This window comes from Ciceribacter azotifigens (genome assembly GCF_048159625.1).
GTDB classification, from domain to species: domain Bacteria; phylum Pseudomonadota; class Alphaproteobacteria; order Rhizobiales; family Rhizobiaceae; genus Allorhizobium; species Allorhizobium azotifigens.
Map to the genome: position 1 here is coordinate 41011 of NZ_JBLQTA010000007.1, position 20806 is coordinate 61816.

The 20806-nt window shown below is 61.2% G+C and carries 19 protein-coding genes; 16 read left to right on the forward strand and 3 right to left on the reverse strand.

From position 1 onward, the window contains the following. Window positions 1–9 precede the first annotated feature (9 nt). Complete coding sequence (gene cydX, locus ACM6UT_RS12060; RefSeq protein ID WP_416797590.1) at window positions 10–144, forward strand: cytochrome bd-I oxidase subunit CydX; 135 nt, start codon at window positions 10–12, stop codon at window positions 142–144. A gap of 52 nt (window positions 145–196) precedes the next feature. On the opposite strand, the gene ACM6UT_RS12065 is transcribed toward cydX, so the two are convergent. Then, entirely contained in the window at window positions 197–427 is a 231-nt protein-coding gene (locus tag ACM6UT_RS12065; protein WP_416797591.1) for a transposase domain-containing protein, read from the reverse strand. A gap of 94 nt (window positions 428–521) precedes the next feature. Next, window positions 522–1316, reverse strand: a complete 795-nt coding sequence (locus ACM6UT_RS12070) for a helix-turn-helix transcriptional regulator (protein ID WP_416797592.1) — start codon at window positions 1314–1316, stop codon at window positions 522–524. A 212-nt stretch (window positions 1317–1528) separates the two neighbouring features. Between ACM6UT_RS12070 and ACM6UT_RS12075 the strand changes: the two genes are divergently transcribed. From ACM6UT_RS12075 to ACM6UT_RS12095, 5 genes are all read left to right on the forward strand, one after another. Next, on the forward strand, window positions 1529–2602 hold the full coding sequence (locus tag ACM6UT_RS12075; RefSeq protein ID WP_416797742.1) for an ABC transporter ATP-binding protein: 1074 nt from the start codon (window positions 1529–1531) through the stop codon (window positions 2600–2602). Window positions 2603–2645: 43 nt separating this feature from the next. After that, window positions 2646–3806, forward strand: coding sequence for a polyamine ABC transporter substrate-binding protein (locus ACM6UT_RS12080; RefSeq protein WP_416797593.1), 1161 nt, complete (start codon window positions 2646–2648; stop codon window positions 3804–3806). Between the two features lie 212 nt (window positions 3807–4018). After that, window positions 4019–4885 (forward strand): ABC transporter permease, encoded by an 867-nt coding sequence (locus tag ACM6UT_RS12085; protein ID WP_416797594.1) that lies wholly within the window; start codon window positions 4019–4021, stop codon window positions 4883–4885. After that, window positions 4885–5703 (forward strand): ABC transporter permease, encoded by an 819-nt coding sequence (locus ACM6UT_RS12090; protein WP_416797595.1) that lies wholly within the window; start codon window positions 4885–4887, stop codon window positions 5701–5703. The genes ACM6UT_RS12085 and ACM6UT_RS12090 overlap by 1 nt, the downstream gene beginning before the upstream one ends. A gap of 3 nt (window positions 5704–5706) precedes the next feature. Beyond that, window positions 5707–6468, forward strand: a complete 762-nt coding sequence (locus ACM6UT_RS12095; protein ID WP_416797596.1) for an SDR family NAD(P)-dependent oxidoreductase — start codon at window positions 5707–5709, stop codon at window positions 6466–6468. A gap of 58 nt (window positions 6469–6526) precedes the next feature. Here the strand turns inward: ACM6UT_RS12095 and ACM6UT_RS12100 are convergent, their stop codons facing one another. Continuing rightward, a complete protein-coding gene (locus ACM6UT_RS12100) occupies window positions 6527–8401 on the reverse strand; it encodes a sigma-54-dependent Fis family transcriptional regulator (protein ID WP_416797597.1) in 1875 nt (624 codons plus the stop codon). A 290-nt stretch (window positions 8402–8691) separates the two neighbouring features. Here ACM6UT_RS12100 and ACM6UT_RS12105 point away from each other — a divergent pair, with 290 nt between their 5' ends. The 10 genes from ACM6UT_RS12105 to ACM6UT_RS12150 all read left to right on the forward strand — a co-directional run bounded on the left by ACM6UT_RS12105 (window position 8692) and on the right by ACM6UT_RS12150 (window position 20708). Beyond that, window positions 8692–9735 carry an NAD(P)-dependent alcohol dehydrogenase gene (locus ACM6UT_RS12105; RefSeq protein WP_416797598.1) on the forward strand — a complete coding sequence of 348 codons (1044 nt, stop codon included), beginning with the start codon at window positions 8692–8694 and terminating at the stop codon, window positions 9733–9735. A 51-nt stretch (window positions 9736–9786) separates the two neighbouring features. Continuing rightward, window positions 9787–11316, forward strand: a complete 1530-nt coding sequence (locus ACM6UT_RS12110) for an extracellular solute-binding protein (protein WP_416797599.1) — start codon at window positions 9787–9789, stop codon at window positions 11314–11316. Window positions 11317–11438: 122 nt separating this feature from the next. Further along, a complete protein-coding gene (locus ACM6UT_RS12115; RefSeq protein ID WP_416797600.1) occupies window positions 11439–12314 on the forward strand; it encodes a carbohydrate ABC transporter permease in 876 nt (291 codons plus the stop codon). 3 nt (window positions 12315–12317) lie between these two features. Continuing rightward, the gene (locus ACM6UT_RS12120) at window positions 12318–13163 is read left to right on the forward strand and encodes a carbohydrate ABC transporter permease (RefSeq protein WP_416797601.1); all 846 of its coding nucleotides are present in this window, start codon (window positions 12318–12320) and stop codon (window positions 13161–13163) included. A gap of 8 nt (window positions 13164–13171) precedes the next feature. Then, window positions 13172–14260 (forward strand): ABC transporter ATP-binding protein, encoded by a 1089-nt coding sequence (locus tag ACM6UT_RS12125; RefSeq protein ID WP_416797602.1) that lies wholly within the window; start codon window positions 13172–13174, stop codon window positions 14258–14260. A 4-nt stretch (window positions 14261–14264) separates the two neighbouring features. Then, entirely contained in the window at window positions 14265–15341 is a 1077-nt protein-coding gene (locus tag ACM6UT_RS12130) for an ABC transporter ATP-binding protein (RefSeq protein WP_416797603.1), read from the forward strand. A gap of 339 nt (window positions 15342–15680) precedes the next feature. Next, entirely contained in the window at window positions 15681–16709 is a 1029-nt protein-coding gene (locus ACM6UT_RS12135; RefSeq protein ID WP_416797604.1) for a BMP family lipoprotein, read from the forward strand. 74 nt (window positions 16710–16783) lie between these two features. After that, window positions 16784–18295: an ABC transporter ATP-binding protein gene (locus tag ACM6UT_RS12140; RefSeq protein WP_416797605.1), complete on the forward strand. Its 1512-nt coding sequence runs from the start codon at window positions 16784–16786 to the stop codon at window positions 18293–18295. Further along, window positions 18292–19440, forward strand: a complete 1149-nt coding sequence (locus tag ACM6UT_RS12145) for an ABC transporter permease (protein WP_416797606.1) — start codon at window positions 18292–18294, stop codon at window positions 19438–19440. Before ACM6UT_RS12140 ends, ACM6UT_RS12145 begins: the two co-directional genes overlap by 4 nt. After that, window positions 19437–20708 carry an ABC transporter permease gene (locus tag ACM6UT_RS12150; protein ID WP_416797607.1) on the forward strand — a complete coding sequence of 424 codons (1272 nt, stop codon included), beginning with the start codon at window positions 19437–19439 and terminating at the stop codon, window positions 20706–20708. Before ACM6UT_RS12145 ends, ACM6UT_RS12150 begins: the two co-directional genes overlap by 4 nt. Window positions 20709–20806: the final 98 nt, after the last annotated feature.

The window sequence follows — 20806 nt, forward strand, 5'->3', positions numbered from 1 at the left end:
GAAAGAACGATGTGGTATTTCGCCTGGCTTCTCGGCCTGCCGCTCGCCGCGATCTTCGCGGTCGTCAACGCCATGTGGCTCGAAATGCAGGAAGACCGTGCGATCATGGGCAACTCGCCCGAAGACGCGGAAACCACGCTGTGATGCCCTGAGGGCGGGACGGCGCCTGCCGTCCCGCTTTCGCAGCAAGCGTCTCTCAGGCGACTTTCGGCGTGACCTGGCAGTTCCAGGGCAACAGGTGATCGAACCGAACGATCGGATGGTCTGCGATGCGGGCGAGGGCGCCGCGCAGGTAGGTCTCTGGGTCGATACCGTCCAGCGTAACGGCTTCGGTGAGAGAAAAGGCGCCCACGCCTGCGCACCAGCGCGACCTGATCCTGCGAGTATTCGATCCGCCGCTTATGTAGAGAGCTGCATGTTCCGCCACTATGAACGGAACGATGCGGCGATGCGGTCATGGTGGTCGATTGCTGCCGGCACCGTCGCTTGGAGGCTCGGGCGAATCTCAAAGAGCCGGGCGACTACCCCAAGCTCTTGAGATAGATCGACAGCAATTGCGTTTGCGAGGAAATGCCGAGCTTGCGATAGACGTTGCGGCGATGAACCTTGACGGTTCCCGTCGAAATGCCGAGCCGAAGACCGACGGATTCCGACGAGTGCCCTTGCAGGACGAGTTCGACGATGGCGGCTTCACGGTCGGTCAGATTGAGATCGCGCCACACCCGTTCCGCGGCGGGTTGGGCAGCCTTGCGCCCCCTTCCGCTGCGCTTGGCAATCGCCATGTCGAAGCGGCGACCGAGATCGGGCCACGCATGGCGGACCAGCGCGGCCACCACCGGCTCCGCCTTCTTCAGCAGGGCAAATTCGGCAGCGGAGAATACCCCGGATTGCTCGCGCCGCATCAGCGAGAGAACGACCGTGATGCCGTTGTCGAGCGCGACGAAGAAGCCGACTTCTTCGGCCAGTCCCGTCTGGGTATAGTAGCTGCGGAAGTATTCGCTCGAGAAGAACCGGTCTGGCGCCAGCTCTCGCATGCGCCAGACGCCGGGCTTCGGCTCCCGCGCTGCCCTGTAGAACGGATCGAGCAGATACGGACCGGCCTGGTACATGCTGACGAAGACGACGTGCTCTTTGTCGGTGAACGTACTGTATAGATCGATGGGCCGTGCCTGTCCGCGATAGGCGAAGACGACGACATAATCGAAGCGGAGCAGGCTTTTCATCAGCGCATGGAAGGCGGGGCCCGCCGCCGCATCGCGCGGCGCACTCTGGCCCACCATCCGCCCCATGGCTTTGAACAAGGCTTCAAGATCCATGCCGACATTCACCCGATTGCAAAAAAGAGCAGCAAATGCTCCCGGGGTATACACCCTCCACATCCGGAAACGGCTTGGAATACCTCTTTCGGGGTATATACCGCAATCGACCAGCTTGAATAGGCTTGACGCAGACGGTGTGAAGCCGGGCGATCGCGAGAAGGCCCGGCATCAAAAACAACCGCGGGGAATATGTTGTGACAGCGCCTTCGATGAATGACATCGAGTTCCGTTCGGTCGCCAAGCGCTATGGCAGCGTGACGGCCGTCTCGGACATCAATCTGGCCGTGCCGAAGGGTGCGTTCGTAGCCCTGCTCGGACCGTCGGGTGGCGGCAAGACCACGTGCCTGAGGATGATCGGCGGCTTCGAGCAACCGAGCGAGGGCACCGTGCTGATCAACGGCCGCGAGATGAACGGCGTGCCGCCCTATCGCCGCCCCGTCAACATGGTCTTCCAGCACTATGCGCTGTTTCCGCATTTCAACGTCGAGCAGAACGTCGCCTACGGCTTGAGGCAGTTGCGGCCGAGGCTTGGCGCCGCCGAGATCGCCAGCCGGGCGCGCGAAGCGCTGGAAATGGTGCGCCTCGGCGGCTTCGAGAAACGCCGCGTGCACGAAATGTCGGGCGGTCAGCAGCAGCGTGTGGCGCTGGCCCGCGCCATCGTCAACAAGCCCTCGGTACTGCTTCTCGATGAGCCACTGGCGGCTCTCGACAAGAAACTGCGCACGGCCATGCAAATCGAACTGCAGACCCTGCAGCGCGAGCTCGCCATTACCTTCGTTCTCGTCACCCATGACCAGGAAGAGGCGCTGTCGATGAGCGACATGGTCTGCGTGATGAACGCCGGCCGCATCGTCCAGGTGGACAAGCCACAAGCAATCTACGACCACCCGGCCAATCTCTTCGTGGCCGATTTCGTCGGCAAGACCAACCGCATCACCGCCACTCTGGAGGCCGATGGAACGACGATCCGCCTCTCGAACGGCACGGCGCTGGCACGCGACGGCAAGGGAGCGATGGCACCCGGTGCCGTGACTGTTGCGTTGCGCCCCGAGGCCATCGACCTCGTTCGCCAACAGCCGATGCATGATGATGGACTCGCGGGCACCGTCACTCACCGCATCTTTCTCGGCTCGACCGCCGAATATCAGATCAACGTCGACGGACTGGGCGATTTTCTCGTAACGGCCGACCGGCGCAGCGTGCAGGAAAGCGATCTCGTCGCACCGGGCGAACGGGTCGTTCTGAAATTCGATCCCGGCAAAATGCATGTTTTTCCGGCCTGAGGAACGGTCGTACTCGTCAAGACAAAAAAAAGGGAACAGCGTCATGACAAAGTGGTACAGAGAAAATGCCCCGGTGACCGCCGAACAATTGAGCGACGAATGGATGCGCCTGAAACGCGGTTCGGTTTCGCGCCGTCACTTCCTCGGCGTCACCGGCCTGGGCCTTGCTGCAGCGGTGCTCGGCCGCCAGCCCGGCGTCTTCAACGCCAACGCCTATGCCGAAGACCTCGGCACGACCATGTCGCTTGCCACCTGGCCGAACTATCACGATCCGGCGACCTTCGAAGCCTTTACCGCTGCGACCGGCGTTGCTGTCGAAGTCAACGTTTTCGGGTCCAACGAGGAGATGCTCGCCAAGCTGCAGGCCGGCGGCACCGGATGGGACCTCTTCGTACCGACCAACTACACCATTTCGACCTATGTGAAGCTCGGCTTGATCGATCCCCTCGACATGTCGAAGGTGCCGGCCTTCTCACAGGCCAGCCAGTCGCCGCGCTTCACTTCGCAAGGCGCCGTCGACGGCGTGACCTACGCCCTGCCGAAGAACTGGGGTACGACGGGCATGGCCGTCAACACGGCCAAGATCAAGAGCAAGATCACCTCGTGGAAGGACTTCTTCGAGGTCGCAATGACCGAGGCCGATGGCCGCGCCATGGTTCACGACTATCAGCTGACGACCATCGGCAGCGCGCTGGTCTCACTTGGCTACTCCTTCAATTCGGTCAAGCCCGACGAGCTTGCCAAGGCCGAAGAACTGCTGATCAAGGTCAAGCCCCATCTCTACGGCATCAACAGCGACTATCAGCCCGGCATGCGCGCTACCGACGCCTGGATGACCATGTGCTGGACCAATGACGGCGCGCAGCTAAGCCGCGACATGCCGGAAATCGCTTTCAGCCTCGGCTCCGACGGCGGCGAGATCTGGACCGACTTCTATGCCATCCCGAAGAGCGCCGCCAACAAGCCGGCGGGCTATGCCCTGCTCGACTTCCTGATGACGCCGGAAAATGCCGTCAAGGAACACATCGCCAACGGCGCCCCGACGACCGACAGCCGGGTACTCGCCTTGCTGCCGGCCGACGTGACGTCCAACAAGATCGTCTATCCCGACGAAGCCTCGCTCACCCCTCTCGAGTTCGGTGCGGCCGTGACGCTCACCGACCCGGCCCGTGCCGAATTGATGGCCCGCTTCAAATCGGCCTGACGGTCTTGGCCGGATGGGAATGTAAGACCCCCCATCCGGCCTGCCTTTTCATTCTCCCCGCTGGCGGGGAGAATGAAAAGGCAGCCGACAGCGCGTTCCAGGTCATTGGATGCGCCCGGCTTCAAGATCCCCTCTTCTCCCTGCAGGGGAGGGCCAGGGTAGGGGTAATCCTCGCTTCATGCCCAATGTTTGAACGCAACCAGGACCAAGGCATGGCCTTTACGACGGACACACGAAAGAGACTGGTCACCGCCACGTTGGTCGCCCCCGCGGCGATCTGGCTGTTCGTCTTCCTCGTCCTGCCCTTCATTGCCGTCGTCGTCTTCTCGGTCGGCGAGCGGGCTCCCGAAGGCGGCTATCAGGCCGCCTTCACCTTCGCCCAGTTCGCCAATCTCGGGTCACGCGCGGCCGCCTTTCGCAACACGATGCTGATCGCCCCCCTCGGGGCTTTCCTCTGTCTGATTGTTGCCTATCCGGTCGCCTACTACCTGGCGATCAAGGCCAGTCCGCAATACCGGCTGCTGCTCGTTTCGCTGGTCGTCGTGCCATTCTGGACGAGCCTTTTGGTGCGCACCTATGCCTGGATGTATATCCTCGGCTCGCGCGGCATCCCGAACCTCCTGTCGATGATCGGCATCGAGGACGTGCGGCTGCTGAATACGCCGGGCGCCGTGCTGCTCGGCATCGTCTACGGCTACCTGCCGCTGATGATCATGCCGATCTATGTGAGCCTGGAAAAACTCGACCGCCGGCTGCTCGAGGCCTCGGCCGATCTCGGCGCAAAACCGGTCTCGACATTCTTCGGCATCACTCTGCCGCTATCGCTCCCGGGCGTCATGACCGGCGTCGCTCTGGTCACCATCCTGCTTCTCGGTGAATACCTGATCCCGCAGTTGCTCGGCGGCGGCAAGGTATTCTTCATCGGCAATGCCCTGGTCGACCTCTTCCTGCAATCGCGAAACTGGCCGTTCGGTTCGGCGATTGCCGTGACGCTGGTGGTCGTCGTCGTCATCGTTCTCACCGTCGCCATGCGCATCGCCTTCAGGATCTCCGGCTCAAGACAGGTGGATCTCGTCTGATGCGCGCGCTCGTCACCTTCGTCTACCTGTTCCTCTATGCACCGATCGCGCTCGTCGTGCTGTTCTCGTTCAATGCGGGCCGCAATGCTTCCGAGTTCACCGGCTTCTCCACCATCTGGTACGGCAAGGCGCTCTCCAACACCTTCCTGATTTCGGCTTTGCAAAACAGCCTGCTGATCGCGTTCACCAGTGCCGGGCTGGCCGCCGTTTTCGGCACCATGGCGGCACTCGGCATGGAACGGCTCGGCCCACGCGGGCGCGCCATCTTCGACGGCCTGTTCGCCGCGGCCATCGTCGTGCCGGGCGTGGTGATCGGCATCGCCACCCTGGTTGCGCTGGTTGAGGTCTTCTCCTTCGTCAACCCGGCGCTCGCTGCGATCTGGCCCGGCGAAAAGCCGCCGCAGCTCGGACTTGGCTACGGATCGATCATCGCCGCCCACGGTCTCTTTTCACTGGCGCTGGTGACGATGATCGTCAAGGCGCGGATCGCCAGCCTGGGCCGCGACATCGTCGAGGCGTCAAGCGATCTTTACGCGAGCCCGTTCACCACCTTCCGCGAGATCGTCCTGCCGCAGATCCTGCCCTCGATCCTTGCCGGTTTCCTGCTCGCCTTTACCTTTTCCTTCGACGATTTCATCGTCGCGTTCTTCGTGGCCGGCTCCAAGTCCACCCTGCCCATCTATGTCTTCGCATCGATCCGCCGTGGCGTCACGCCGGAGATCAACGCGATTGCGACGCTGGTGCTGGTCGCCTCGCTGTTCCTCATCCTGACAGCCCGCACGTTGATGCGGGACAAAAAAACGCATGCCGTGGAGTAAACCATGATCCTGAAAGACCGCGTCGCGATCGTCACCGGCGCCGGCTCCGGCATCGGCCGGGCGGGTGCCGCCATCATGGCGCGCGAAGGCGCCCATGTCTGCGTCGTCGACCGCAACGCCGACGCTGCGGAGATCGTCGTAGCCGAAATCCGCGCGACGGGTGGCAGCGCCGAGGCGCTCGGGCTCGACGTGACCGACGATGTCGCCCTTGAAGCCGGCCTGTCGGCGTTCATGACCCGTCATGGACGCATCGACATCCTGCACAATCACGCCGGCGCACAGGTGGCCGGCGATCTCGAGCAGGTCGAGATCGAGGGCTTCGACCGCTCGTGGAGCCTCAATGTCCGGGCGCACTTTATGGCTGCTCGCTTGGTCATGCCGATGATGAAACGTCAGGGATCCGGCGTCATTCTCAATACCTCGTCATCGTCCGGCGTGCTCTTCGACCGCGAGATGATCGCCTATACGACCACCAAACACGCCGTGATCGCCATGACCCGCCAGATGGCCGGCGACTACGCGCGCTTCGGCATTCGCGTCAACGCGCTCTGTCCCGGTTGGGTCGACACGCCCTTCAACGTACCCTTCATCGAACAGATGGGCGGCAGGGGGGCGATCGAAGCCTATGTCCGAGAAAAGGTGCCGATGGGACGCTGGGCGAGTGTCGAGGAAATCGCCGAGTCCATCCTCTTTCTCGTGTCGTCGCGCTCCTCCTATATGACCGGCCAGATCCTGGTGGTCGACGGCGGCGAAACCGTCGTCTGACGAGAAGCGCGCGCATGGTGACGAAACCGCAGCGGAAGAAGTCCGGTTGCGGACTTGTCTAGAAATCTCTGGCGTATTTGTAGACGGTGTTGCGCGAGACGCCGAGCGTTCGTGCCGTAAGGCTGATATTGTTGCCGTTGCTGCGTAGCATTTCCGTGACTTCCCGGCCGATCTTGGTGCGCAGGGAATTGGTCTGGCGGCCGACGTCTTCTACTGGGTGGCCGAGCAAATCGAGAACATCGGAAGGTGCAATCCTGTTTCCGTCTGCGGCCATCACCAGCTGCAGCAGGGCGGACCGCAATTCGCGCATGTTTCCGCGCCATCCGAATGCCGCCATCAGCGTCGTGGCGGCGGGATCGATCTGCGCCCCCGGCGAAATCTCCACCAGCATGCTGTCGAGCACCGCGCCGAAATCGGTCCGTTCGCGCAGCGGCGGCAACTCCAGCCGTATGACGCCAAGACGATAGAACAGATCCTCCCGGAAGCGCCTGGCGGCGATCGCCTCCTCAAGGTTGACATTGGTGGCAGCCACAATCTGTGTATCGATCTTTCGTACTTGACAACCGCCAACTGGGCGCACCTCGGAACTGTCGAGGAAGCGCAACAGCGCGACCTGGCTAGACGGTGGCATGTCACCGATCTCATCGAGGAACAGCGTGCCGCCATCAGCGGCCACCGCAAGCCCTTCCGAGCCCGCGCGCTGTGCTCCGGTGAAGGCACCGCCGACATAGCCGAACAGTTCGGCTTCGAGGAGATTTTCCGGCAAGGCGCCACAATTGACTGCAACAAAGGCACCTTGCCGGCGGCTCACCTTGTGAATGTGTCGGGCCAGCATTTCCTTGCCAGTGCCGCTTTCGCCACGGATCAGGAAAGGTGGCTTGAAGCGGACGGCGCGGGCTATCTTGTCCAGTTGCTGGCGCACGACAGCGTCGGTGGCGATGAAATCGGGCTTCGTCGGAGGTAGCAGACCCCCGCCGGCAGTGTTGGCGCTGGCTGTTTTTCCGGCCTGGGGCAAGCGCCTCTCAAAACTGTGACGATTGCGCCAGTGGACGGCGTAACGGCTGCCTAAACCATCGCGCAGCGTCGGCTGCCGGCTGTTCGACATCTCCGCCAGAGCCAGGTCGAACGGGGTGTCGAAAATGGCGTTGAATTCCGTGCCGGGGCGTAGCGAGATACCGCGCAGGATTTCCCGTGCGCGCTTGTTGACCGCCACCAGCTGTCCGTTGGCGTCGAAGGAAACAAGCCCGCCGCTCACGGAATTCAAGAGTTCCCAGCGCGAATGAAACAACACGACAATGTGCTTTTCCTGTTGGGCGAGAAACAGCGAGTTTTCGATATGGGTGGCAGCCATGCGCATCAACGCCAAGGTATGGCTGTGGCGCGCACTGCAATCGGACGAGGCGTCCAGCACGCCAGCAAGTTCACCGTCGGAATGCAGGATCGGCGCGGCAAAGCAGCTGACGTCGGAATAAGCGGCAAAGAAGTGCTCCTCGCCGTGAACGATCAGTGGCTGGCGACCAGCCGCGCAAGTCCCGAGCGCATTGGTGCCGCGCAGGCTTTCCTTCCAGACGGCGCCTGGCACGATTCCCCTGCCCGGTCTGCTGGATTGAAACTCGCCGTCGGCAATGGTGTCGAGAACCGTTCCTTCGGCATTGCCGAAGGCGATCAGGAAATTGCTCCCGGCGATCTGCTGATAGAGCGAGTGCATTTCGGCCACGGCAAAGCGATGGGTCAGCTCCTCGCGCTCGCGCAACTGCTTGAGTTCTCGCGTGCCAATCTGGATCGGTGGCGGCGTCACCCGCGGATCGAGCCCGGATTCGATGCAGCGCTGCCAACTCTCGGCGATCTGCGGGTTGACGAGATTGCCGTCGACCTGACCACCCTGCATCAACGTGATCCTGAGCCTCTTCAGGCGCTCAGTCCGTGAAAGCATCTGTCTGTTCCCCCCGGACAAGGCCTCTCCTCAGGCTTTTCAAGGGTTTTATCCCTTTCTGTCCGGACCTCAGTGGACCAATTTTCGTTCCCGCTGGCAAGTGTTCATGATTTGAACAGGTGAAGTCTCGCCGGTGTTGCGGGCCTGAACATCACGCGCAGCCGCGAGTGCGCTGCACAAAAACCTCATCTCTTTGATTTTGCTCATCTCTCTCAGATGAACAGGCAGTTGGCACGGCAACTGCAGTGAGAAAGGCGAAATGACAATGCGCCGACTGAGGAGGCTTAGGAATGAAGGCAGCAGTTCTGCACGAATATGACGAGAAGCTCGAGAAGAGTGAATTCGTAGTTTACGAGGATGTTCCCGATCCCCGTATCGAGGGGCCAAACGATGTGATCGTGCGGGTCGGCGGGGCGGGCGTCTGCCGCACCGACCTGCACGTCATCGAAGGTCTGTGGCGCAACAATTCCGACGTTCAGCTGCCCTATATCATGGGGCACGAAAACGCCGGATGGGTCGAGGAGGTCGGTCCGGGCGTCACACACTTCAAGCCGGGCGATGCGGTGATCTGCCATCCGCTGGTCACCTCGGGCCATTGCCTCGCCTGCCGGCGCGGCAACGACATGCACGCCGAGGAGAGTTCCTTTCCCGGCATCAACGCCAATGGCGGCTATGCCGAATACCTGCGGACCGGCGCACGCTCGCTGATCAAGCTGCCGAAGACGCTCGCGCCAAAGGATGTGGCACCCTACACCGATGCCGGCCTCACCGCCTACCGCGCCTGCAAGAAGGCCGCTCAACATCTGCTGCCGGGCCAATATGTCGTAGTGATCGGCGTCGGTGGGCTTGGTCATATCGGCGTCCAGGTACTGAAGTCGCTTTGTGCGGCGAAGGTCATCGCCGTCGACCGGTCGAAGGAAGCGCTGGAACTTGCCGCCAAGTGCGGCGCCGACGAACTGGTGCTCGCCAACGGCGAACAGGTCGACAAGGTGTTGGCGCTGACCGGCGGCTGGGGGGCGGAGGCGGTCATCGACTTCGTCGGCGAGGGCAGCGCCATTACCGAAGGTCTGGAAATGACGCGAAGTGACGGCGCCTATTACATCGTCGGCTATGGTGGAAAGCTCGAAATTCCCACCATCGACATGATCACCTCGGAAAAGCGCATCATCGGCAATCTCGTCGGCACCTATCCCGAACTGGTCGAACTCATGGCACTTGCCGATCAGGGCAAGGTCCATCTTGCGACGGCGGAATACCGGCTGGCCGATGCCAACCGCGCCCTGCTCGACCTTCACCACGGCAAGATTCATGGCCGCGCGGTGCTTATTCCTTGAGGAGGAGCCGGCTTTTGCCGGCGTGAATTCTTAAACCTGGGAGAGAGAAAAATGACATTGAAGACCTTGCTTCTGACCGCCAGCACGCTCGCACTGGCGGCGGCCGCGGCACCCGCTATGGCGGCGGACTATAGCCGCTTCGGCATTCCGTCCGACTTGCCGGGAACATGCTCCTACGAGGCGATCGACGCCAAGGACTATTCCGGCCGCACACTCAACATTATCACCCATGCCGTTCCGGTGATCGGCGAGCCGACGGCGCTTCATGCCAAACAGTTCGAGGAACTGACTGGTGCCAAGGTGAGCGTCGTGCACGTGCCGTTCGGCGACCTGTTTCAGCGCATCCTGATCCCATTCCAGACGGGACAGAATGCCTATGACGTTCTGTTCTACGGCTCGCTGTGGATCGGCGACCTCAATCCCTTCCTCGCCCCCGTTCCGGATGCCTATCGCGAGTCGACAGGTATGAAGGACGTGACCCGCAATTACATCGACGTCGCCAAATGGGGCGACAAGATGGTGCAATACCCGATCGACGGCGACCGCCACTATCTGAAATACCGCGCCGACATGTTCGAGAACCCTGAGATGCAGGCGAAGTTCAAGGAAGCAACAGGTCGCGACCTGACCGTGCCCGCCACCTGGGAAGAATATAACGAAGTTGCCAAGGTATTCTCCGGCTGGGACTGGGACGGCGACGGCAATCCCAATTTCGGTTCGGCCGAAGTCGCCAAGCGCGACGACCTGATGTTCTCGGCCTTCATCAGCCGCGCGGCTCCCTATGCCAAGAACCCGAACGTCAAGGGCGGCTTCTTCTTCGACCTCGAGACCATGGAACCGCTGATCAATTCGCCCGGCTTCGTGCGCGGCCTCGAACTGTTCGTCGCGGCCTCGAAGGACTGGGCGCCGGGCGGCGCCAATTTCGGCCTCGGCGACGAAATCTTTGCCTTCGGCGGCGGTCAGTCGCTGATGAGCTATTCCTGGGACGATGCGTTCGTCCAGGCGCAGCAGGCCGACAGTCCGATCCGCAACAAGGTGGCCGCGGCTCCGCTTCCGGGCGCCCGCGAGGTCTGGAACCGCAAGACCAAGCAGTGGGACAAGTTCGAGGAGCCAAACCGCGCGCCCTACATCACCTGGGGCTGGACCTCGGCAGTGTCGGCAAAATCGAAGAACCAGGACATGGCCTTCGACTATCTGTGCTTCTTTTCCAATGAAGCCAACACCTTGTCCGACCTCCAGGTCGGTCGCTTCGGCGTCAATCCCTACCGCACCAGCCATTTCGATCCGGCGATGTGGACCGACAAGCTCGGCTGGGATGCCGATCTTGCCAAGAGCTATGTCGAAACGCTGTCAGGCATGGACACCAGCCAGAATCGCGTCTTCGACCTGCGCGTTCCAGGCGTCAACCAGTTCATGACCTCCATGGCAACGGGCGTCGCCTCCGCGATCGCCGGTCAGGCAACACCGCAGGCGGCGCTCGACCAGGTGGCCAAGGAGTGGAAGGACATCGTCGACCGGATCGGCGTCGACAAGGTACGCGAGGCCTATGCCCGCGTCGTCGCGCTGGAAGACAACCAGTAACTCCAGGATCGTCGAAGGGGGCGCATCGGAAGCGGTGCGCCCTTCTCCTGGAAAAGGCATGCCGTGGTCCCGTGTCCGTCGACCGGGAGCGGACGTGACCGCGAACTGAAGGAACGAACCGCGTGTATGGGCTGTCGCGCTACAAACTTTTCTTCCTGCTGCCGGGACTTCTCACCCTGCTGGCGATCATCCTGTTTCCACTGATCTTCACCATCCGCGTGAGCTTTTCTGGATGGGATGCCGCAAGCCCGGGCCTGAACTTGATCGGCGGCGGCAACTACGGACGCATCTTCAGCGATGCCCGCTTCTGGGAATCCCTCGTCCGGCTCGGCTTCATCGCCACGGCCTGCGTGCTGCTCGAATATGTCATCGCCTTCGCGCTCGCTCTGCTCGTCTGGCATCAGGTGCGGCTGAGGCGGCTGACGCGCGTCCTGTTTCTCATCCCGATGATGACGACACCGGTGGTCATGGCGGTGATCTGGCGCACGATCTTCCACGAATCCCTCGGTCCGGCCAATGACCTGATGCAGCTTCTCGGCATCGGCAGTGTCGCCTGGTTGACAAGCGCCGGCTGGGCGACGGTGGTCGTCATTCTCGTCGATGTCTGGCAGTGGACGCCGTTCATGTTCCTGCTGCTGATGGCGGGCCTGCTATCCCTGCCGAAGGAGCCGTTCCTGGCGGCCGCGATCGATGGCGCCGGACCGATCCGAACCTTCTTCAACGTAACCTTTCCGGCCATGGCGCCAATTTCGGCGGGCGCGGTCATCATCCGTCTGATCGAGGCCTCGAAAATCATGGAAACGATCTACGTCGTCACCTCCGGCGGACCCGGTACGGCCACCGAGACATCGAGCTACTACATCTTCATCCGGGGGCTGCGCGACTTCCAGATCGGCTACGCGGCGGCGCTGTCGATCACCTATCTGGTGATCATGATCGTACTCTTGACGGTCATCGCCAAGCTTCTCGCCAAATACCTCGTCAAATCGGGAGCCTGACCCATGCCGCGCCTTCTTCGCATCATCAAGACGGCGGCGATCCTCGCATGGAGCGCCTTCGTCATCGCGCCCTTCCTGTGGGCGCTGACAACCTCGTTCAAGACCACCAACGGGGTTACTGCCGGGCCGACCTATCTGCCCTATGTCGACTACGAGCCCTCGCTCGCCGCCTGGAAAGGTCTGTTCGGATCAGGTGCCGGCAGCATTGACATCGTCCAGCCGTTCGCCGCAAGCATGATCGTCACACTGTCGGCCAGCGCGATCAGCCTGATCCTCGGAACGCTCGCCGCCTATGGCCTGTCGCGCTTCGTTTACAAGGCGGGGCCGATCGGCAACAACGACCTCACTTTCTTCTTCGTCTCGCAGCGGATCATGCCGCCGGTGGTGCTGGCCATCCCGTTCTTCCTGATGCTCGGTTTCTTCGGCCTGCTCGATACGATCCTCGGTCTGGTCATTGTCTACATCGCCCTGCTCCTGCCGATCGCCGTCTGGGTGATGGTCGACTTCTTCAACAATATTCCGCGCGAGCTCGACGAGACGGCGATGATCGACGGCTGCACGCCGATCGAGACCTTCTGGCGGGTGATCCTGCCGAATTCGCTGCCCGGCCTGGTGGTCGCCGGCATCTTCTGCATCGTCTTCGGCTGGAACGACTTCTTCTTTGCCTTCACGCTGACCTTCACCGAGACGCAGTTGCTGCCGGTGGCAATCGTCTCGCTCAACGCCTCGGTGACGCCTTGGTGGAGCCTTTCCGCCTCGGCGCTGGTCTCGGTGGCGCCCTTGGTCGTGGTGGCCTTCCTGGTGGAGCGCTACCTCGAAGAAGGCAGCCTCGCCGGCGCACGGAAATAGGAGGTATGATGACTTACGCAATACGCAATCTGACCGTCGCAGAGGGTAGTGCCATCCATGTCGACGGGCTGAACGTCGATCTGCCGGCCTCCGGCGTCGTCACCGTCATCGGCCGCACGCTCTCCGGCAAGACGACCTTCCTCAAGGTGCTGGCCGGGCTGCAGGCCGTGCGCTCGGGCAGCCTCGTGCGTGACGGGGTCGATCTCCTGAAAATCCCCGCCTGGAAGCGCCGGGTCGGCATGGTCTACCAGCAGTTCGTCAACTATCCGCACCTGAACGTGCGCGACAATATCGTCTTTCCGCTGAAGCGGGGCGGCTGCACGTCGTCAGAAATCGAGGCGAAACTCACCTATGTGAGCGACTTGCTTGGCCTTCGCCCCTATCTCGACCGGCGCCCAGCGGAGCTTTCCGGCGGCCAGCAGCAGCGCGTGGCGCTTGCCCGGGCGCTGGTGAAGGACACCGATTTCCTGCTGCTCGACGAGCCGCTGGTCAACCTCGACTACAAGCTGCGCGAACAATTGCGCGACGAGTTCCGCCGCATCTTCCGCGACAGCAAGGACCGGCTGGTCGTGTACGCGACGACCGAGCCTGCCGAGGCGATGATCCTACAGGGGCATGTCATCGTCCTGCACGAAGGCAAGGTGATCCAGACGGGCGACTACCGCGACGTCTTCCATTATCCCGCCAACACGATCGCAGCACAGGTTTTCAACGATCCGCCGATGAACCTGCTCGAAGGCGAGATCGCGGGCGGGCGCCTGATCCTCGGGCCATCGTTCAACACGCCGCTGCCGGAGCATTTTTCGACGCTTGCGCCGGGTCGCTACACCTTCGGCCTCAGGGCGGCGGACGTGGCACTTCACGGAGACTTTTCCGCAACCGTGGCGCTCGCCGAGGTCAACGGCTCGCTGACCGTGCTGCATCTCGATCTCGACGGTCGCAATCTCGTACTGGAGGAGGAGGGCGTACATCTCTTCCAGCCCGGAGACAGGATCGGTTTCGCCGCGGACAGCGCACGCCTCTACGCCTTCGATGCGACGAGGGGCACGCTGATCGCCGCCCCGCCGCGCAGAAGCGTCTCCGGCCAGAAGGATTGATTGCATGGCGAAGATCGAACTCAGGGGCCTTGGGCATTCCTACAATACCGTCGACGGCAAGCCGAACTATGCCCTCCATCCGCTCGACCTGACCTGGGAGGACGGCGGCACCTATGCCCTGCTGGGCCCCTCAGGCTGCGGCAAAAGCACGATGCTGAACATCATTTCCGGCCTGCTGACGCCTAGCGAAGGCAGGGTGCTGATCAACGGTGTTGACATGACCTCGGTCGGCGCGGTGAAGCGCAACATCGCCCAGGTCTTCCAGTTTCCGGTGGTTTATCCGTCGAAGACGGTGTTCGAGAACCTCGCCTTTCCGTTGCGCTGCCGCAACAGGCCGAAAGCCGAGATCGACCGGCGCGTCAACGAGGTGGCAAGCCTGCTCAATCTGGACGAAGTGCTACGGAAGCCTGCACGAAAGCTCACACCGGACCTTAAGCAGCTGATCTCGCTCGGGCGCGGATTGGTGCGCGACGACGTCGCGGTCATTCTGATGGACGAACCGCTGACCGTGATCGATCCTCAGCTGAAGTTCAGCCTCAGGCGCAAGCTGCGGGACATCAGCGCCCGGCACGGGCACACGCTGGTCTATGTGACGCATGACCAGAACGAGGCGATGACGCTGGCCGAACAGGTCGTGGTCATGGATCATGGTCGCGTCGTGCAGATCGGGAGCCCCCAGATTCTGTTTGAGGAACCAGTGCATCGGCACGTTGGCTATTTCATCGGCTCGCCGGCGATGAATTTTCTCGACGGCACTGTCCAGGCGGGCACAGTGTCGATCCTCGGACGTGAGGTCGGAACGCTCCGTTCTGCCGAAGGCCGTTCGCTGAGCGAGGTGGTGGTCGGCATTCGCCCGGAATTCGTCACGCTCGTCAACACCCCGCAAGCGGGCACATTGCCCGCAACCGTCACCGATGTGCAGGACATGGGCTGCTTCGCGATTGTCAGCGTCGACCTCGGCAACGGCACTATAGTGAAACTCCGCACGCCCGATCGCGCTCCGGCCGTCGGCGCCCCAACTCATCTTGTTTTCGAGTGCGACAAGGTGCGCTTCTACAGGGACAATTGGCTGGTGGGTTGAGCCGGACTCTTATGCAAAGAGAGCCTCGGCGTTGCCGGCGGTAACCTTCTCCTTGAAACGCTTCACCAGCAGAGCTTGCCTTTTTCGGACTCCGAAGGGAGCGGAAACATGGAGATTTCCTCGACGCTTGCGTGGAGCACCTAAGTAGGTTGTACCAGAGTTAAAGTGAGCGCTGCTTACTTCGCGAAAAAAAGCAGCAACCATGCGCACTCTTCATTGATATGTATCAAGTCGTGCATCTCGAATGATGCTATTTCTAACAAGATGAAATTCTTCCGATACAATTGCATTTACCGATGACAATCTCGATCGTGCGATCAAACCAGGGAGGTTACCATCATGCTCTACAGTGAGAAATTCTTCGTGAGTGCTGCGGTAACGGCATCGTTATTGCTGGGCTCCGTTTCTGCTGCTGCGGCGTTCACAGCTTGTGAAGTGACTGATACCGGCGGAATTGATGACAACAGTTTCAACCAGACCGCATGGAAAGGCGTCCTGGACGCGAAGGAGAAGCTTGGCGTCGAAGCCAGATACCTGGAATCGCAGGCCGAAACCGACTACGAAGCCAATATCAATTCCCTGCTTGGCGGGCAGTGCGATGTCATCATCACGGTTGGCTTCCTGCTTGGTGATGCAACCAAGAAGGCCGCGGAGGCCAATCCGGAACAGAAGTTTTCCATCGTCGATTTTTCCTATGATCCGCCACTCAACAATGTGGTGGGCCAGGTCTACGCCACCGACGAGGCAGCGTTTCTCGCCGGCTACCTTGCCGCCGGCGTTTCGAAGTCCGGCACGATCGGCGTCTTCGGAGGCATCAACATTCCGCCGGTGACGATCTTCATGGACGGGTTCTACCGCGGAGCGAACTACTACAACAAGCAGAAGGGAACGAAGGTTGCCGTTCTCGGCTGGAACCCCGAGACGCGTGAAGGTCTGTTCACGAACAATTTCGATTCCCTCGATGATGGACGCGCCTTCGCTCAGAACCTCTATGATGAAGGCGCAGACATCGTGCTGCCGGTCGCAGGTCCCGTGGGCCTTGGTTCAGCGGCGCTCGCCGATGAGCTCGGGACAGACAAGCTGAAGATCATCGGTGTCGACGCGGACCTCTATCTGACCGACCCGCAAAAGAAGCACGTCTACCTCACGTCGATCACCAAGCGCATGGATTCGACCGTTTACGCGGTCATCGAAGCGGCAATGAAGGGCACCTACAAAGGCGGCGTTCTCGTCGGCTCGCTTGAAAACGACGGGGTCGGGCTTGCCCCGTTCCATGACATGGAAAATGAAGTCTCGGACGAAATGAAACAGGAGCTCGCCGACATTCGCAAGGCGATCATCGACGGGACAATCAAGGTCAATGAATAATCCGGCTCGCACGGTGCCCGCCGCCTTCACAGGCGGCGGGCACGGTCTCTTGCATCGGCCTTGGGAGAGCGGCAGTGGAAATCGAACTAAAGGGGATCACCAAACGCTTCGGTCCGGTAATTGCCAATTCGAATGTGAATCTGACGATCCGCGCGGGAGAGGTCCTTGGGCTCCTCGGCGAAAACGGCGCCGGCAAATCGACGTTGATGAATATCTTGAGCGGGCTCTATGCCGCCGACGAGGGCCAGATCCTGCTCGATGGCAAACCGGCTGTTTTCCGCGGTCCCGGGGACGCGATCGCGGCCGGGATCGGAATGGTGCATCAGCACTTCATGCTGGTTCCTGTATTTACCGTCGCGGAAAACGTCATTCTGGGTGTCGAACCGATCGGCAAATTCGATTGGCTCGATCTGGCAGCCGCCCGCGACCAGGTCAACGAGATCAATCGAAAATTTGGTCTCGAGGTTGATCCTGGCACCCGCGTCGAAGACCTTCCGGTCGGACTTCAGCAGCGTGTCGAGATCATCAAGGTCCTGTTCCGCTCGGCCGATGTCCTCATTCTGGACGAGCCGACAGCAGTTCTGACCCCGCAAGAGGTTACCGAGTTCTTCGAAATCGTCCGGTCATTGCGCGACGCCGGCAAGGCCCTCGTTTTCATCACGCACAAACTGAACGAAATTCTCGACATCGCCGACCGTATCAGCGTGTTGCGAGATGGCCAGATCGTCGGCGAGGGCGACCCCAAGACGCTGACGGAGGCGCAGCTTGCGGAAATGATGGTCGGCAGGCCGGTCGTCTTCGATGTCGAGAAGGCACCCTATGCGCCGGGCCGCATCCTTCTCGATGTCAGTGAACTGACAGTACTGAGCGAGGACGACAAGATCGCTGTCGATCGCGTCAGTTTTCAAGTCAAAAGCGGTGAAGTTGTCGGGATCGCCGGCGTCCAGGGCAATGGCCAGTCGGCGCTGATCGAGGCGGTGACCGGTCTCCATCATGCCGCCGGCGGCAAGATACTGTTCCTCGACAAGGATATTACGCGTGCGTCGGTTCGCGAACGCCACCGTATGGGTATGGCGCACATTCCGGAGGACCGGCAACGAAGCGGAATGATCACGAATTTCACCGTTGCCGAGAACATGGTGCTCAACACCTATTACGACGAACGTTATGCATCCGGCCCAAGTATCCGCTGGCCTGACGTGTTCAAGAGCGCAGCGAAGTACGCTGCCGATTTCGACGTGCGCACGCCTTCGGTTTTCACCAGGGCAGGCAGCCTGTCGGGCGGTAACCAGCAGAAGCTCATCGTGGCGCGCGAACTGGAACGGGAGACGTGTCTCGTCGTCGCCGCGCAGCCGACACGCGGCCTCGATGTGGGTTCCGTCGAATACATCCATAGCCGCCTGATGCATGCGCGCGACACAGGCGACGGTGTATTGATCGTCTCCTCGGAACTGGATGAGATCCTGTCCCTGTCTGATCGGATCCTTGTGATGTTCAAGGGTCGCTTTGTCGCGGAATTCGATGCGACCAAAGGTCCTGTCGACAAGAACGCCGTCGGGCTCGCCATGGCAGGAGCACAGGCATGACCGTTCAAACCACCAGTGAGACGCTATCTGAAAAACTTCTGCAGCGAGCAGCACCCAGTCGTGCCGAATACGAGGACCTCGTGGTCGTGCCGATCTTCGCGGTCATCGTCGCCCTGATCATTGGGGCCCTGGTCATGCTGGCAACCGCGGTCGACCCGGTGACCATCGGCCGATCCTACATCGCTCTGCTGGAAGGCTCGATCGGTTCGCTCAATGCTGTCTCAGAGACGTTGACGGCAGCTGCGCCACTGATCCTGGCCGGCCTCGGCCTTGCACTTGGTTTTCGGGCCGGCCTCTTCAATATCGGAGCCGAGGGACAGATCATCGTCGGCGGGCTCGTCGCGGCAATCGTGGGCTTCAGTTTCGAAGGTTTGCCATTGGGCGTGCATTTGCCACTGACACTTCTGGCTGGAGCCTTTGCCGGTGCCGCCTATGCTTCGATCGCGGGATGGTTGCGGGCTGCCACGGGCGCACATGAAGTCATCTCGACAATCATGCTGAACCTGATCTCGTACCGCCTGCTTGACTACATGCTACGACTATCCTGGGTCCAAAAGGCCGAACGTGCCGATCCGATTTCCAAATCGGTCTTGGAAAGCGCGCAACTTCCACGGTTGTTCGCATGGATTGATGCGAACCTCCGCGTCCACGCCGGCCTCTTCCTCGTGGTCGCGGCCGTCATCCTGATCTATTGGCTGCTGTTTCGGACAAAACTGGGATTCGAATTCCGCGCAAGCGGCGAGAATGCCGACGCGGCACGTTACGCCGGTATCCGCGCACCCCTCATCATCGTCACCGCGATGGGGTCGGCAGGCGCACTTGCGGGTCTCGCCGGCGCGAACCAGGTGCTGGGCGTTCTCGGTCGCGCGACGCCGGGTTTTTCCGCCGGTATCGGTTTCGATGCGATTTCGGTTGCTCTGCTCGGTCGCTCCCATCCGATCGGTGTCCTGTTCGCCGGGCTGCTCTTTGGTGCGTTGAAGGCTGGAGGGCGTCAAATGCAGGTCGATGCCGGCGTCAGCATCGATCTGATAGGCATCATTCAGGCCTTGATCATCGTCTTCATAGCGGCGCCCCTGCTGGTGCGTGCGATCTTCCCCTGGGGGTTCCGGAAATCCATGACGGATGAGAAGGACAGCGCGTCATGACCATAGCAGCGCCGCATTCAACGTCCTCCGCGCCCGACATCGACATGCGCAAGAGCCGTCAGGCGTGGATATCGGGAGCCGCGCTCATCGCGCTTGCCATTCTCGTGACAATCGTCTTCGGCTCAGGGACGACGGGCGACGCGGTGTTTCGACTGTCGCGTCCCACCGATACCTGGGCTCTTCCGGACCTCGTGGTCGCCGCTGCCCCATTCAACTATCTGGTGGCCGCGGTTCTGGCCTTCCTTGGGGTGCGCCAGTTCTTCCGTGGCGGGGCGAGGTGGACAGCGCTCTCCATCGGCTTCGGACTGGTTCTTGCTGTCTTTGCCTTTCTGGTATGGGCGACTGCGGGCAAATCCTTTTCGCTCACCGGAATGCTGCAGGCCACAATGGTGAGGGCCGTCCCAATCGCACTCGGTGGATTGGCTGGCGTCCTGTCCGAGCGGGTCGCTGTCGTCAACATCGCCATCGAGGGAATGTTGCTCGCCGGTGCATTCACGGCGGCGCTGACCGGATCCTTGATAGGCGGGGTCGGTGGGTTGATCTCTGCCGTCATCGTCGGCGGTCTCTTCGGGCTTATCCTGGCTGCTCTTGTTGTAACCTATCGCATGGATCAGATTATTGCCGGCGTCGTGATAAACCTGTTTGTGCTCGGCCTGACATCCTATGTCAGCAGCCAGGTCTTTCAGGAATACCGCTTCTTGAACGACGCCCCGGTGTTCCGCGCGGTCAAGATCCCCCTTTTCGGCGACATACCCGTGATCGGCCCCATGCTCTTTCAGCAGAATGTGTTCGTCTATGGCGCCTTGGTTATGGTTGCCCTTGCTACCTATTATCTCTTCTACACCCGACACGGCTTGCGGGCTCGTGCGGTGGGCGAGCATCCGCGCGCGGCCGATACGCTTGGGATAAATGTCTATCGAACGCGCTATGTGAACGTCATCCTCGCCGGCATGGTCGCGGGCTTTGGTGGAGCATGGTTCACCCTCGGCACCGTTGGGCGCTTCGATGAAAACATGACCGGCGGGCGTGGTTTCATCGGCCTGGCCGCAATGATTTTCGGACGTTGGCATCCGGTTGGCGCGTTGATGGCCGCGTTGATATTCGGATTTGCGGATTCATTGCAGCAAAAGCTCGCCTTGCTGCAGACCCCGATTCCCTCAGAATTTCTTGCCATGGCGCCCTATATCGCGACGATCATTGTCGTCGCGGGACTGATCGGCCGCGCAAGGCCTCCCGCTGCGGATGGCAAACCCTACATCAAGGAATAGCCCGGGAGCCGGCTGGCCTGGCTGGCGACTGTGTCGATCAAAGTACGAATCAGATTTGCTGGAAACGTGTGTCTCCTTTCCCGCTGAGGGGGAGCCTG